At 53.0% G+C, this 14,655-nt stretch carries 17 protein-coding genes and 1 pseudogene; 8 read left to right on the forward strand and 10 right to left on the reverse strand.

Going from position 1 to position 14,655, the window contains the following annotated elements:
- Positions 1–92: 92 nt before the first annotated feature.
- The 5 genes from OC597_RS18720 to OC597_RS18740 are packed head-to-tail and all read right to left on the reverse strand — an operon-like array spanning position 93 to position 3,086.
- Positions 93–401 (reverse strand): hypothetical protein, encoded by a 309-nt coding sequence (locus tag OC597_RS18720; RefSeq protein WP_262209976.1) that lies wholly within the window; start codon positions 399–401, stop codon positions 93–95.
- 34 nt (positions 402–435) lie between these two features.
- On the reverse strand, positions 436–798 hold the full coding sequence (locus OC597_RS18725) for a hypothetical protein (protein ID WP_135344567.1): 363 nt from the start codon (positions 796–798) through the stop codon (positions 436–438).
- Entirely contained in the window at positions 795–1,565 is a 771-nt protein-coding gene (locus OC597_RS18730) for a phage baseplate protein (RefSeq protein WP_262209977.1), read from the reverse strand. The genes OC597_RS18725 and OC597_RS18730 overlap by 4 nt, the downstream gene beginning before the upstream one ends.
- Positions 1,566–1,572: 7 nt before the next feature.
- Positions 1,573–2,421: a baseplate hub protein gene (locus OC597_RS18735; RefSeq protein ID WP_262209978.1), complete on the reverse strand. Its 849-nt coding sequence runs from the start codon at positions 2,419–2,421 to the stop codon at positions 1,573–1,575.
- 11 nt (positions 2,422–2,432) lie between these two features.
- Positions 2,433–3,086, reverse strand: coding sequence for a Gp138 family membrane-puncturing spike protein (locus OC597_RS18740; protein WP_262209979.1), 654 nt, complete (start codon positions 3,084–3,086; stop codon positions 2,433–2,435).
- A gap of 169 nt (positions 3,087–3,255) precedes the next feature.
- Here OC597_RS18740 and OC597_RS18745 point away from each other — a divergent pair.
- Positions 3,256–4,403 (forward strand): IS3 family transposase gene (locus tag OC597_RS18745; RefSeq protein ID WP_262209980.1). Its coding sequence is split into 2 segments (ribosomal slippage): positions 3,256–3,493 and positions 3,493–4,403, totalling 1,149 coding nucleotides; the frame shifts between segments, so codons are not numbered across the junction.
- 638 nt (positions 4,404–5,041) lie between these two features.
- On the forward strand, positions 5,042–5,470 hold the full coding sequence (locus tag OC597_RS18750; protein ID WP_099062762.1) for a TOBE domain-containing protein: 429 nt from the start codon (positions 5,042–5,044) through the stop codon (positions 5,468–5,470).
- Between the two features lie 51 nt (positions 5,471–5,521).
- On the opposite strand, the gene OC597_RS18755 is transcribed toward OC597_RS18750, so the two are convergent.
- The gene (locus OC597_RS18755; RefSeq protein ID WP_262209981.1) at positions 5,522–6,139 is read right to left on the reverse strand and encodes a LysE family translocator; all 618 of its coding nucleotides are present in this window, start codon (positions 6,137–6,139) and stop codon (positions 5,522–5,524) included.
- A 194-nt stretch (positions 6,140–6,333) separates the two neighbouring features.
- Between OC597_RS18755 and OC597_RS18760 the strand changes: the two genes are divergently transcribed.
- On the forward strand, positions 6,334–6,795 hold the full coding sequence (locus OC597_RS18760; protein WP_085118113.1) for an Lrp/AsnC family transcriptional regulator: 462 nt from the start codon (positions 6,334–6,336) through the stop codon (positions 6,793–6,795).
- Between the two features lie 38 nt (positions 6,796–6,833).
- On the opposite strand, the gene OC597_RS18765 is transcribed toward OC597_RS18760, so the two are convergent.
- Both OC597_RS18765 and OC597_RS18770 read right to left on the reverse strand, forming a co-directional pair.
- Positions 6,834–8,042 (reverse strand): NAD(P)/FAD-dependent oxidoreductase, encoded by a 1,209-nt coding sequence (locus tag OC597_RS18765; RefSeq protein WP_261425736.1) that lies wholly within the window; start codon positions 8,040–8,042, stop codon positions 6,834–6,836.
- Positions 8,043–8,191: 149 nt separating this feature from the next.
- On the reverse strand, positions 8,192–8,734 hold the full coding sequence (locus OC597_RS18770) for an RrF2 family transcriptional regulator (RefSeq protein ID WP_261285124.1): 543 nt from the start codon (positions 8,732–8,734) through the stop codon (positions 8,192–8,194).
- Positions 8,735–9,106: 372 nt separating this feature from the next.
- Here OC597_RS18770 and bepA point away from each other — a divergent pair, with 372 nt between their 5' ends.
- The 3 genes and pseudogenes from bepA (at position 9,107) to OC597_RS18785 (ending at position 11,544) form a co-directional block, all read left to right on the forward strand.
- Positions 9,107–10,576 (forward strand): beta-barrel assembly-enhancing protease, encoded by a 1,470-nt coding sequence (gene bepA, locus OC597_RS18775; RefSeq protein WP_262209983.1) that lies wholly within the window; start codon positions 9,107–9,109, stop codon positions 10,574–10,576.
- Positions 10,577–10,596: 20 nt separating this feature from the next.
- Positions 10,597–10,950: an arsenate reductase (glutaredoxin) gene (gene arsC, locus OC597_RS18780; protein ID WP_262209985.1), complete on the forward strand. Its 354-nt coding sequence runs from the start codon at positions 10,597–10,599 to the stop codon at positions 10,948–10,950.
- 173 nt (positions 10,951–11,123) lie between these two features.
- A pseudogene (locus tag OC597_RS18785) lies at positions 11,124–11,544 on the forward strand (DNA-binding protein).
- A 29-nt stretch (positions 11,545–11,573) separates the two neighbouring features.
- On the opposite strand, the gene hda reads toward OC597_RS18785, so the two are convergent.
- Positions 11,574–12,275 (reverse strand): DnaA inactivator Hda, encoded by a 702-nt coding sequence (gene hda, locus OC597_RS18790; protein ID WP_085118118.1) that lies wholly within the window; start codon positions 12,273–12,275, stop codon positions 11,574–11,576.
- A 243-nt stretch (positions 12,276–12,518) separates the two neighbouring features.
- On the opposite strand from hda, the gene OC597_RS18795 reads away from it, so the two are divergent.
- Entirely contained in the window at positions 12,519–13,034 is a 516-nt protein-coding gene (locus tag OC597_RS18795) for an E3 ubiquitin--protein ligase (RefSeq protein WP_261259096.1), read from the forward strand.
- 30 nt (positions 13,035–13,064) lie between these two features.
- Positions 13,065–13,313 (forward strand): GlsB/YeaQ/YmgE family stress response membrane protein, encoded by a 249-nt coding sequence (locus OC597_RS18800; protein ID WP_261259094.1) that lies wholly within the window; start codon positions 13,065–13,067, stop codon positions 13,311–13,313.
- Between the two features lie 52 nt (positions 13,314–13,365).
- Here OC597_RS18800 and uraA read toward each other — a convergent pair whose 3' ends face one another.
- Positions 13,366–14,655 carry a uracil permease gene (gene uraA, locus OC597_RS18805; protein WP_112348682.1) on the reverse strand — a complete coding sequence of 430 codons (1,290 nt, stop codon included), beginning with the start codon at positions 14,653–14,655 and terminating at the stop codon, positions 13,366–13,368.

A 14,655-nucleotide genomic window follows, 5' to 3' on the forward strand; every position in this document is an offset into this window, starting at 1 on the left:
GACCTCATCAATATAATGGTGGTTTGACGCCGAATGAATCAGAACGATTGTTCTGGAAAAACTCTAAAGCCGTGGCCAGTTTTGCTTGACCACTACAGTGCCACCTTCCTGTTACTCGGGTCTGGTACATACTGAATACAGGACATCAATTCTTCCATCAGCGGCTTGGCATCCTCTGGGTTCATTTTGGAGAGTAGAGAGAAACCAAATGTGGCTAACCCCACCAGCCCCATATCCTTCAGATTATCAGGCACCTCAAAACCACTTTTTGACATACCCATAAACGCCCTGACAGCCCACCACTCGCCCTGAGAGGAAGTCATCTCCTGGATATAGAACACTTTGCCTTCATCGCGCCCCTTCGTACCACTAATGGTGTAGAACAATTCTTTGCGTGCCATGTTGTCGTCTCTCCGTAATCGGCTTTACTGTTGCCTATTTGACGCTGTTGTAATCGCTCAGGTAGTTCTCTGGCTCTTCCAGGCAATTCCTGTAGTAAGGCATGATGAAATCAACGTCGCCTGTATCTCTGAAAAGGCGGCGGAAATTCTTATCCTTGTAGACTCGGTCAATAACGCTTTGAGCAAAGCGTTTACCCGCTTCAGGTGGGTTGGTTTCTGGCGCATAGGGCAGCAATTGCTGCTCTGACATTTCCTTATTGGGGTAAAAACCTGCCGCAGTGTTAGCAATGATGTGGAATGCCCGCGCATGCGACATGCAATCCTGCTGAATTTCAACCTGCCCGGCATGAGCCAAGGCAGGGAGAGTTAACATGAATACGCAAAGTAGCTTTTTCATTGTAATAACCCCACCAACTCCTTCACCGCAGCATCTAACTGAGCTTTACCGCCCTGCCCCAATACAGCTTTCTCGACAGTTGTCGCAACCTTGGTGACCGCTGCCGGGATTTGCTTCTTAATAGAGGCAATTGCCGCGTTCACTTCATCGAGAGTGGCATCTGACGTCCCTGCGCGGCCACCGTCCTGCGTAATGAGATTGGGGGATTTGGAATTCTGACTCGGATCAACCTTATTTGACTTGGCAGTGACCTGGACAGCCTGAAAAACCAAGTTCACCGTCAATAGCGTAATGCCATCTTGAGAGTTGACCTTATAGTCGTATCGCGACAAGTCGTAGCTCTCGTAAGTGGTATCCGGAGTCTCTATGTCATAGATTTCAGTGCTGGATATCATCTTATCCAAAGTCGTTAAAAACTCAGTCCGGCTGCTGGTGGTGAAATTAGTAAGGTTAGGGACCGAGCCACTGAATCCCGTCCAGCCTTCAAACACGACAATGGCGTTAATCTCAGCAGGCCGCTGGACCTTGTTGTAACTCTCATAATCCCCCTTCTCAAGCGGAGCCGTCGTGATGGACGCCTCTTTCACGCGTGAAACGTCGATAAAACTGGTTGGTTCCAGAGCGTAGGAGCTTGCCTTGGATTTTGTCTTCGTCAACGGGCTGTAGTAGATGCCATAACTCGGAGACAAAGAGCTATTGATAACGGACAACAGGCCGCCACCATTGATAGCGTTGAGTAACGTTGTTTCGTTTAACGATATGGCCATAAGGTTCTTAGCTCCTCTGCTCGCCGACAGGGAAGACGAGCATGGAAGTTAACCATGCGCCCCCAGGCGTTTTAGTTGAAATGTTATGTTCCATCGTTATGATGGAGAAAAGACCGTTGGCAGCCTTGTTGCCGCTCTTAATATTGACGCGATTCAATCGACGCAATTTGGGGCTGAACACCATGTTCACCAACACTCCCGAATTAGTTACCGTGGGGTATCCAATGAGACCTGTCTCTGGAGAGATTTCAGTTACGACATCACTGAGGAAATCCCCCTTCCAGGATATTTCTACCACCCCGTTATGGATGGTACAGCCAATGTCAGCCGCATCGACGCAATCCATAATCTGTTCAACGGCGCTACCACACAGGTACATATCTTTCAAAATCACACTTACACCGTGATTCACGAATGTGTAGTTACATGCCTTGGCCAACACCTTGATCACCTCAGCAACGTCAACACCGTTGATATAGCTGTTGGGAGCCGCAGGCTTGACCCGGTAAAAATAAGTGCTGGTGGATTTGATGCGTAAAGGCACGTCCGGCATCTGGTTGTAATCGACAAAGGCATCGTAAATTGTCCCTTGATAAATCTGAGTTTGCTCGTTCTCCGCCCCCGCCAGTACAGAAACAACAGCATTGGTAATTCTTGGCGTACTGAACCCCTGGCCGACTATCATCTGAGTCAGATCCTGGTTAACGTTGAAAATCGAAAGGTCGATTTGGCTTTGACTCCTACCGCCAGCATTACTCATTGACAGGGCACAACGATAATCAGAAAGGCGAACCGGCTCCTTCTGGTTATAGAGTTTAAACTCGACGGTGATCAGCTTTTCAGAGTATGTGTTCATTGCCATTCCTCTTAAGCCACCGGCTTCCCAGTATTAGAACCACCAGACTCCACACCACCATGTTCATGATCAGACAGTGGGATCCCCTTACCCGTCACTTCGCCAATAGCGGTAACATCACCACTCACACTTAAATTGCCCACCAGCTCGACCTCAGGAGCCTCAATGGTGACTTTTGATGGAGAGTGAATGACGATCCCCCCATTTTTGAACCATAGGTATTGAGACGGCGCACCATTGAGGAAGCCGCCAACATACAGCCCATCAGAGAAGTGATTACGGCGCTTTGAACCAGGCGCACCAGCTTGACGGGTTTCTTTCACAACCGAGATATCCCGATCGGCGAATATCGCCATACCGATATCACCGACAACCGGATCAATCACCACCGCATTAACCCCGCCCTGCAGGCGAAAATATGGAAGGTTGTAGATTTTGTTATGAGGCATCACTACCCCATCAGCCTGGACCTGATGGACCATAGGTTTAACTGTCACCATACCGACTGGCGACAGGGTATCTGTAGCAGAAACCGACGCCACCTCTACCAACCCTGAAAAGCACTTCTGGTCGATGAAGCGCCGCATCATGGCAAAAAGTACGTTCTCTTCGGTGGCCATATCTTCAACGCTCAACTCACCTTGGAAACTTTCCTGATCACTCATGATTGCCCCCCGTTCATCGCGCCAATTAGCGGATTCTTACCCAGTTCCCGACGAGCATCGTGAACAATGCCTTGGGCGTCTGTAGCCTGGGTGTAGATATTCAGATTGAATCGCCACAGGTTTAACAGACACCTCAGAGTCATTTAAGATGGCTTAAAGAGAGGTGCCCATGAGCGGTAAGCGTTATCCCGAAGAGTTTAAAATTGAAGCAGTCAAACAGGTTGTTGATCGTGGTCATTCTGTTTCCAGCGTTGCAACACGTCTCGATATCACCACCCACAGCCTTTACGCCTGGATAAAGAAGTACGGTCCGGATTCTTCCACTAATAAAGAACAGTCAGATGCTCAGGCCGAGATCCGCCGTCTCCAAAAAGAGCTGAAGCGGGTTACCGACGAACGGGACATATTAAAAAAAGCCGCGGCGTACTTCGCAAAGCTGTCCGACTGAGGTACGCCTTTATCCGTGACAACACCTGTTGCTGGCCTGTTCGCCTGCTCTGTCGGGTGCTGGATGTTCATCCCAGTGGCTTTTACGCCTGGCTTCAGCAGCCGCATTCACAACGCCATCAGGTAGACCTGAGACTGACAGGGCAGATTAAACAGTTCTGGCTGGAATCGGGATGCGTCTATGGTTATCGCAAGATCCATCTGGATCTGCGGGATAGCGGGCAACAGTGCGGAGTCAACAGAGTCTGGCGACTGATGAAACGTGCCGGGATAAAGGCTCAGGTCGGGTACCGGAGCCCGCGGGCACGTAAAGGCGAGGCCAGTATAGTGTCGCCCAACAGGCTCCAGCGACAGTTCAATCCGGATGCTCCGGATGAGCGTTGGGTAACGGACATAACCTACATCAGGACCCACGAAGGCTGGCTGTATCTTGCCGTGGTTGTTGATCTGTTCTCACGCAAAATTATCGGCTGGTCAATGCAATCCCGGATGACAAAGGACATTGTCCTGAACGCATTGCTGATGGCTGTATGGCGGCGTAATCCCCAAAAACAGGTGCTGGTTCACTCGGATCAGGGCAGTCAGTACACAAGCCATGAGTGGCAGTCGTTCCTGAAATCACACGGCCTGGAGGGCAGTATGAGCCGTCGCGGTAACTGCCACGATAATGCGGTTGCAGAAAGCTTTTTCCAGTTGCTGAAACGTGAACGAATAAAGAAAAAGATCTACGGAACGCGGGAAGATGCCCGCAGCGATATTTTTGATTACATCGAAATGTTTTATAACAGTAAGCGTCGGCATAGTTCTAGCGATCAGATGTCACCGGCAGAATATGAAAACCAGTATTATCAACGGCTCGGAAGTGTCTAGATTATTCGTGGCGATTCACCCATTACCATCAGATTTCCCCTCGAAACGCTCCCCGTTTTTTATCCAGGTACGTATCTGTATATCAGTTAGTTTTGGCATTCGTGGATACCTGAATATTAGAAGGTGTACCCAAAGAAGCGCCTATGTCATGGGTACACCTTTGGGTACACCCTAAACGTGCGCTGTAGTGATGCTTCATGCTACCTGATGGTAGTGTAAAATCCAGATAAAAGTGTGTGTGGCGTGATTTTTAGATGCTAATGGTTTTCCGTGAGGCTTAACTCAATGAGCAGAGAGTGCTCCTAGAGGTTTGACTGGCAGGCATTGCTGTTCCTGTGGTGGGATATTTTTTTAACTTATTGCTCCCCGGCGCAAACCTGGGCTTCAAGCGTATGGTTGTACCATGCCGGCCATTTGCCATCCAGCTATCACTGTAGAATCATTCAGATATTCCGCAGCTAACCTCGGCAGCCAGATCGAAACGGGAGAATAGCCGCGACCAAAACAGCGTAAAGCCGTATGAACCCTCAGCAACTCAAGCGAATGCTCACACAATTCTTGCTGGGAAGTGGCAAATAAAACGGGAAGTGGTCATGCTGTACGGCAAGTCCATTATCATATCTGTCCAAGGGGAATTTATGTCAGTATCAGCCCGTAACCAACTATCCGGTACCGTGTCTGCGGTCGCTAAAGGCGCCGTTAATGATGAGGTAGAAATCACCCTGCCGGGTGGCGAGAAACTGGTCGCCATTGTGACAGTGCAGAGCCAGCAATCGCTTGGCCTGGTCACCGGCAAAGAAGCCGTAGCCTTAATCAAAGCACCTTGGGTGATCCTGGCATCTGAAGATTGTGGGCTGCGTTTTTCCGCGCGTAATCAGTTTGCCGGAGAAGTAAGTGCAGTGGAGCAAGGGGCCGTGAACAGCACCGTACATATCAAAACGGATGCGGGCTTTACCCTGACCTCAGTGATTACCAACGAAAGCCTGCAGGAAATGGCATTGAAAAACGGATCTCGGGTGATTGCGCTGATCAAAGCCTCCTCCGTGCTGCTTGCCGTCAGAGCCTAACGGCATCCCTCCCTTGATATATCCGCTATCATGTCGGCGGATATATCCTCTCTATTTGAGCGCTTGCTCGGCTAACAAGGCGACGGCGATGATCACCATCGCGGCTCCGGAGATGCGGCTGACAACCCGCGCCGCCTGTGGACGGGTCTGCAAGACAGACTGCGAGCCAAACCCCACCAGCAGATAAACCAACCCACAACTGACCAGATGCAACAGGCCGAGTGCCAGGATCTGCATCGGTATCGACCAAACGGCATGCGGATCGGTGAATTGCGGCAGCAGGGCCAGAAACAGCAGGAATACCTTGGGGTTCATACCACTGATGCAAACCCCTTTGCCCGCCCAGCGCATCCATGAGTCTGAGCTCTGTTTCTCCGCAGAATTGGGTACAGGCGGGCTCATCAGCAGATTGATGCCAATCCACAACAGATAGGCCGCTCCCGCGACGGTGAGTACCGTCAAGATCAAGGGGCTACCGGCAACCAACACCCCCACGCCAGCCGCCACAACCACAATCGCCAGCAGGTGGCCAAACAGCAACCCGGCGACGGCGGGGACCACGACCCTGCCACGTATACCTGCCGAGATGACGTATGCCCAGTCCATACCCGGCGTGATGACAAACAGCATAGAGACCGCCCAGAAGGCCGCAAAAATGGCGAGCGTCATAATGGCTTGAGCCTCTGCCGAGATTGCTGTGTTATCCGTATGTTCACCTGACTTTCCTCATTATAAGACCCTGAGCGCCGCTGCAAAAACGCGCAGTCCCGAGCGGTTAATTATTGGAAAGAATATCTTTAGGGCGTTAAAATGTGCTGCCAATTACTTGCCTGAAACCTACGAATTTGGGGAAAATTTTCTAAATGGATAAGATTGACCGCAAAATTCTTGCTGAACTACAGACCGATGGGCGACTTTCGGTCACCGACCTGGCCGAACGGATCGGGCTTAGCGTTTCTCCCTGCCATCGTCGTGTCCGGGCTCTGGAAGAGTCGGGAGTGATCCGGGGTTATCGCGCCCAGCTTGATCCCACCAGCCTGGGGTATAACTTCTCTGCGCTGGTTTTCGTTACCATGAGGGAAGGCGATCGCCATGCCGTGGCGGCCTTTGAGGATGCGATGGTGGATATTCCTCAGGTGGTGCAGGCGCAAAGACTGTTCGGTGATCCAGACTACCTGCTGCATGTGATCTCGCGCGATCTGCCCGCTTTCCAGCAGCTGTATGACGAGAAGCTTTCCGCCCTGCCCGGCGTTCAACGCCTCAGTTCCACGCTGGTGATGAAAACCGTGGTACCTGAGCGCTCTTTTTTGCCGATGGGGAAATAACAACGGGAGCGTCTCCGCTCCCGTCGGGGACTTAAGGCTTAAGGCACAATCACAAAGTCTGGATTGGCGACGGCGAACAGCGCATCGCGATCCGCTGCCGGTGGATAGATCCACTGGGTGTTGATTTCCTGTTTGATCTTTTTGCCCTCTGCACGCGTGAAGCGTACCTGACGATCCCAGCCTTCGGTGTAGAGCGCCCCCCAGGCACCGAGATCGAGGCAGGTCACGTACTTGGGCTGGCTGTAAGGATGCACCGGCAAACCGACCAGTTCCGCCGCAGCATTATGTCCAGCTACGCGCCCCAGGCTCATCGCATGCTGGCAGGTCATCAGGTTATGATTTCCCTGCCCGTCAGTCGCGGCCTTGACCGTATCCCCGGTAACAAACACGCCATCCACCGCCGGTGCATGCAGGAAGGCATCGCCGACAATGCGTCCGGAACCGTCACGCTCACCCGGAATTTGTGCGACCAACGGATGCGCCCGCACGCCGGCGGCCAATATCACCGTGTCGGTTGCAATGCGTTCACCGCTCGACAAGGTAACGCTGCCGGCATCGATCGCCGTAACGCGCAGCCCGGCCCGTGACTCAACGCCGCATTCATCCAACGCTTGTCGGATCACCACGCCAGGTTCGGCCCCCATACCCGCCCCCACTTCTGCCGCGGTATCAACAATCACCACACGGATGTTCGCTTCGCTGCCCAGAATCTCACGCAAACGCATCGGCATTTCGGCCGCGCTTTCCAGCCCGGTTAGCCCACCGCCAACGACCACTACGGTGTTACGCGCCGGAGTTTCTGGCTGACTCGCTAATGCTTTTAAATGGACGTCCAATCGCTGCGCGCTTTGCAGCGTATCCACGTTGAATCCGTGCTCGGCAAAGCCAGCCACCGGCGGAATAAACAGTTGGCTGCCGGTCGCCAATACCAGGCGATCGTAATTCAGTTGCAGCCTTTGTCCTTCTGCGCTCTCCACCACCAGCGTCTGGTTCTCACTGTCTATCTGCTCAACCAAACCGGCCAAATGACGAACGCCAATAGCGGCAAGCTGTGCCGAGATATCCGGGCTCATGTTTTCCAACACCGCTTCATACAGCCGTGGACGAATGGTGACATTCGGCGTCGGTGAAACCATCGTTACTTCGATATCCCCTTCCTTGCCGGCCAGCGAGATTGCCCGCATGGCGGAAACGGCCGCCCAAAAGCCTGCAAAACCAGAACCGGCGATCACTATTTTCTGCGTCATGGAATAACTCCTTCATACACGTTTATCGGGGTGCCCGTACTGTTTTCCAGGCGAGTGGCGCCGTTCCGCCACCTGTCAAAAGGGTGCAGAAGGGCTACCGCCTATGGCACACAGGCGGGGAAAAAAGAATCAGGGAAAATACTGAGGCGTTATTGAGGCTTGGCGCGAGCCGGCTTGCCGCTGCGCGTGGTGCGCTCGCTCATCCGCTCATCGATCCAGATGTTAACCTCACCAAAAAAACCTTCTGGTGCTTTGCGCCCGAAGCGAGTGGCAACATCCCCCAGAGTTTGTACCGCCAGCGCATCACGCATGGCCTTTTCGGCCTGCAGCATCACCGCATGGATCGCACACTTGCCCGACACAGCCCAGTCTGGCGGGCTGTCGTCAAACACCGCACAGCGGCCGCGCACCTCCTGGCAATCGAACAGCGGCTTGTGGCCTTCGATGGCGTCAATGATTTCAAGAAAAGTGATTTCATCTGCCGGGCGGGCCAACCGATAGCCACCACGCACGCCTTCGCTAGCGGCGACAATGCCCGCTTTCTCCAGCTTGGGAAAGATTTTGGCCAGGAAGCTGGGGGAAATGCCCTGCAGCTCGGCAAGTTCGCGGCTGCTAAGAGCACGTTGATTATCGCCGACTAGCCAAAGCAGACAATGGATGCCGTATTCAACGCTGGTAGTGATGTAAGCCATAGTGGGTTTGCGGTGCGCCTGTGGACTCAATAACACAGACTATATTAGTCCACGTTTATCCTGTCAATTAAAACACGGACCAAACTTGTCCTCGTTTTTTAGTTAGCATCCTCAGAGCGCCACTCCTTCGACCGCCATGGCGGTATTCAGAAATGAAAAATAAAGCCTTTCTGTCCGATTATTGCCGAACATCAGTTTCATTGTCGCTTTCGGCTGACTATGATGTTAACTGCCAACAGGCCGCCGCAACGCGTGCATTTTTGTGAGCCAACACGCTTTCGCACTGATTGTTTTGGCGAGTCCGGTAGGGAACAAGAACTCTTAGGTGATGCTGACGTCTTAGAAATGACTATTTAAGGGAAAGGCCTGACTATGACCACCCGGTTGACCAAAACAGCGATTGCAGTACTGTTGCTTGGCACGCTCAACGCCACCGCGATGGCGCCGGTGCAGGCGGAAACCCAGGATCAACTGCCGGATATGGGCACCTCTGCGGGCGGCACCCTGAGCATTGGCCAGGAATTGGCCATGGGGGATTTCTATGTGCGTCAGCTTCGCGCCAGCGCACCGCTGATCAACGACCCACTGCTGACTCAATACATTAACCAGTTGGGTAACCGGCTGGTGGCAAGCGCCTATTCGGTGCGTACGCCATTCCATTTTTATCTGGTGCGTAACGACGAAATCAACGCCTTCGCCTTCTTCGGTGGCAACGTGGTGTTGCACTCTGCCCTGTTTCGCGAAACCGACAACGAAAGTCAGCTCGCCTCGGTGCTGGCGCATGAAATCTCTCACGTGACCCAACGCCATCTGGCACGCGCGATGGAAGATCAGCAACGCAATGCTCCCCTGACCTGGGTTGGCGCCCTTGGCTCCATCCTGCTGGCGATGGCTAACCCTACGATGGGCATGGCGGCGCTAAGCGGTACCCTGGCCGGTACGCAACAGGGCATGATCAGCTTTACCCAATCGAACGAGCAGGAAGCCGATCGCATCGGCATTCAGGTATTGCAGCGTGCCGGGTTTGATCCGGAGGCGATGCCTGATTTCTTGCAAAAGCTGGCTGACCAGTCGCGTTACGCCTCGAAACCGCCGGAAATGTTGCTGACCCACCCATTACCCGACAGTCGCCTGTCTGACGCACGCAACCGCGCCAACCAGATGCCCAAGCATTTGGTGCAGTCCACCCAGGATTACCTGATGGCCAAGGTGCGTTCTTTGGGGATGTACAGCTCCGAAGGTTACGGCCTGCGCGAAGAACTGCTCGATACTTACAGCAAAGGCAATATACGTGAACAGACCGCCGCCAAGTACGGCCGCGCCATTCTGTTCTATGAGGCGAAAAAATACGATGACGCCCGTAACATCATTCAGCCGTTGCTAACGAAAGATCCGAAAAACGTCTGGCTGCTCGATTTGATGACCGATATCGATCTCGGTCAGAAGCGTGCGCCGCAGGCCATCGCCCGCCTGCAGGCTGCCAATGCCGCCCAAAGTAACAACCCGGTGCTGCAGCTCAACCTGGCCAATGCCTATGTTGAAGGCAACCAGCCAGCCCAGGCATCCAAAATACTTAACCGTTATACCTTTGCCCATCCGGACGATCCCAACGCCTGGGATCTGCTGGCCCAGGCCAGTGCCGCTCAGGGACTGCGCGATGAAGAGCTTTCTGCCCGTGCCGAAAGCCTGGCACTGACCGGCCGTCTCGATCAGGCCATCGGCCTGCTCAGCAACGCCAGTTCGTTGCAAAAACTCGGCAGTCTGAAACAGGCGCGCTATGATGCGCGCATCGACCAGTTGCGCCAGTTGCAAGAGCGTTTCCGCCAGTACCAGCGCAGCTGATTTTGATAAGGATGATTTAAATGAAGAACGTCACGATTTACCACAACCCGCGCTGTTCCAAGAGCCGTGAAACCCTGGCGCTGCTGGAACAGCATGGCGTAACACCTGAAGTGGTGCTGTATCTGGAAACGCCGCCGTCGGTGGAGCAGTTGAAAAAACTACTGAAGGAGCTGGGCTTCAGCTCAGCACGCGAACTGATGCGTAAGAAAGAAGATCTGTACAAGGAATTGAAGTTGGCAGATGAAAACCTGAGTGAGGCCCAGTTGTTAGCGGAGATGGTGGCGAATCCGAAGCTGATTGAGCGCCCTATTGTGGTCAACGGCAGCAAAGCGCGTATCGGCCGACCGCCGGAGCAGGTGCTGGAGATTTTGTAAACGCCTCCTGTTCAGCTATCTATTGATCAATAAAATGGAAATAGCCCTCAATAGGGCTATTTTTAATTGCTTGTTATATAAATACTTTTCATCATCCCGCCTCGTTTTGACTGATATCATCCCAGTGACGTGTTGATTAAATACACCACCTTACAGGGAAAAGGGGAATTACGATGACAGTTTACAATTTCTCATTGGCGCTCACCGGTGTGACCGCAGAAACCCCGGATCTTGAGGATGCGTTATACCGCAGTGGCTGTGATGACGGGTTGATTTGTTTCTACGGCAAAGCGGTCCACGTGGAATTCGATCGGGAAAGTGACAGTTTTGCCAACGCCATTCTCAGTGCAATCTCCGATATCGAGGCTGCTGGCATTGGTGCGCAGGTAACGTCGGTCGATTCACAACTGGTAGACTTAAACAACATTGCACAACCCACCGGAATGGCTGGCAGAGAATGGTAAAATGGGCCAAGAACTGGCAGATAATGCGCAATGTCTGGAAAATATCAATTTGGCATTACAGCTCCGGGCCAGCAAGCAACGCGTTCAGATCGAACGCTTCTTCACCTTGCTGGAACACGCCGTAGATTAAGTGGGGTAAACCAACTCTCAAACCTTCGGTTACAGCCCCAGGATCTCTTTCACAAACGGGATGGTCAGCTTGCGCTGGGCGGTGATCGAAGCGTGATCGAGTTGATCCAGCGTCATAAACAGCGTGCGCATTTCGCGATCCAGGCGTTTGAGCAGGAAACGTCCTACATCTTCCGGTAATTCAAATCCGCGCAGTTTGCCACGCAGTTGCAGAGCCAACAGTTTCTCTTCATCCGACAACGGTTGCAGCTTGTAGATTTGCCCCCAGTCCAGGCGTGAAGCCAGATCGGGCAGGTGAAGATTGAGTTGGCGTGGCGGACGATCCCCGGTAATAAACAGGCGCGTACGGCCGGTTTCCAGGATGCGGTTATAAAGATTGAAGATGGCCATTTCCCAGGCTTCGTCACCGGCGATGCACTCAATATTATCGATACACACCAGCGCCAACTGCTCCATGCCATCCAGAACCTCAGGCACGAAATAGGCTCGCTTATCCAGCGGCACATAGCCTACGGCTTCACCGCGCTGCGAAAGCTCTGCGCAGGCCGCATGTAACAAGTGACTGCGCCCACCGCCCTCGCGTGACCAGAAATAGATATAGTTGCCATGTTCCTGACGAACGGCGGACTGGATCGCGCTCAATAGGGATGGGTTCTCCCCCGGATAAAAACTGGCAAAAGTTTCATCATCGGGAAGATAAAGTGGCAGTGAAAGCTGTGCCGGCGTATTCAGAAAAGCACCTCAACCAAAACTGGCAGGAAAACGCGGTAAGTCTACCACAGAAAACGGGCTCTGTTGAACCGGCAGGATTTTATGCCGTAATAGTGAACAACGGTGGACGACGCAGACAAACCGACCGACGGCCATAGCCAGTGAAATTTGTATTTCATCCAATTGTATTTCAGCCAAGTCTTATCCTAGTATAGATAAGCGAAACGCAATCACCATAAACAAGGTTCTACAAGGATATAGACAATGAAAGTATGGAATAAAGTGCTTTTGGCCTCACTCATTGGGCTAGTACTTGCCGGCTGTGATGACTCATCCAAAGTCGATGCCAATCTTGAAAAAGCCAAAGACAGCGCAGAGCAGATGAAAGACGCCGCTCAGAAAAAAGCGGACGATCTGACCGATCAAGCCGCAGCCGTGGCCAAGGACATCAAGAAAGAGGCCACCACTCAGGCTGACCAGCTTAAAGACAAGGCCTCGGCGATTAAAGACGATGCCAGCAAGCAGGCCGAAGCCATCACCAATGATGCGAAGGCCAAGGCCAACGCCATCAAAGATGACGCCAGCAAACAAAGCCAGCAATTGGTCGATCAGGCTAAAACCATTAAGAACGACGCCATTAATGGTGCCAACGATCTGACCGAACAGGCCAAAGCGAAAACCGAAGCAATTAAAAACAGTGCTGAGAATAAAGCGGAAGAATTAAAAAGTGATGCCGATGCGGCAGGGGCAAACAACACCCAGCCGGCGACACAGCAGTAATTTAGTTGATATCAAAGAAAGGAGCAGTCAATGGGAATTATTTCCTGGATCATCTTCGGCCTGATCGCCGGTATTTTAGCCAAGTGGATCATGCCAGGTAAAGACGGCGGCGGTTTTATCCTGACCGTCGTATTGGGTATTGTCGGCGCCGTGGTCGGGGGTTATATCAGCACCTTCTTTGGCTATGGCAGAGTGGACGGTTTCAACTTCGGCAGCTTCGTGGTAGCGGTGATTGGTGCCATCGTAGTGCTGTTTATTTACCGTAAAATCCGCAGCTAATTTGTTGCGTATTAATAAAACGGGCAGCTTATGGGCTGCCCGTTTTCATTCATCACTTCTGTTCGGCCGACTCATCCGGCGCTTCGATCACTTCCTCTTCCTTACGGTACAGGCTAATGACCTTGAACAGCAGGCTGAGGCCAATGCCCACGATGGTTGCCAGCGCCATGCCTTTCAGCTCGGCAGCACCGATATGCACCTTGGCACCGCTGACGCCGATAATCAGGATCACCGAAGTCAGAATCAAGTTTTGCGCCTTGTTGTAATCCACTTTGGATTCAATCAACACGCGAATACCAGACGCGCCAATCACCCCGTACAGCAGCAGGGATACGCCGCCCATCACCGGTACCGGCACCGCCTGAATGGCCGCTGCCAACTTACCGACGCAGGAAAGCAGGATCGCCAGAACCGCCGCACCGCCGATCACCCAGGTGCTGTAAACCTTGGTGATGGCCATCACGCCGATATTTTCACCGTAGGTGGTGTTTGGGGTTGAACCAAAGAAGCCGGAGATCACCGTCGAGATGCCGTTGGCAAACATGGAACGGTGCAGACCCGGGTCACGCAGCAGGTCTTTTTTCACGATATTGGCTGTTACTACCAGGTGGCCGACGTGCTCGGCGATCACTACCAGCGCCGCGGGCAGGATGGTGAAGATGGCAAACCATTCAAAACGTGGGGTGTAGAAAGTCGGCAGTGCGAACCAGTGCGCCTCACGGATCGGGGTTAAATCCACCACGCCCATAAAGAACGACAGCGCATACCCCACCAGTACGCCGATCAGAATTGGGATAATCGCCAGAAAACCACGGAACAACACGGAGCCCAGAATCGTCACACCCAGCGTTACCAGCGAAATGGTCACGGTAGTGGTATCTGCGCTAACGCCGTCGGCTGGCAGCAGCCCCGCCATATTGGCCGCCACACCTGCCAGTTCCAGACCGATGACCGCGACAATCGCCCCCATCGCCGCCGGTGGGAAGATGACGTCCAGCCAGCCGGTACCGGCTTTTTTGACAATCAGCCCCACCAGGCAGAACAGCACCCCACACATGATAAAACCGCCCAGCGCCACTTCATAACCCAGTGGCAGCAACAACAGCACCGGAGAGATAAAAGCAAAGCTGGAACCGAGATAGGCCGGGATCTTGCCCTTGCAAATAAACAGATACAGCAGCGTCCCGATGCCGTTAAACAGCAACACCGTCGCCGGGTTGATCTTGAACAGAATAGGTACCAGCACGGTAGCGCCAAACATGGCGAACAGATGCTGGAAGCTGAGTGGAATGGTCTGCAGTAGCGGCGGGCGTTCACTGACGCCGATGACGCGACGGGTCAT

Origin of the sequence: Serratia proteamaculans (assembly GCF_946227095.1) — a bacterium.
GTDB lineage: Bacteria > Pseudomonadota > Gammaproteobacteria > Enterobacterales > Enterobacteriaceae > Serratia > Serratia proteamaculans_E.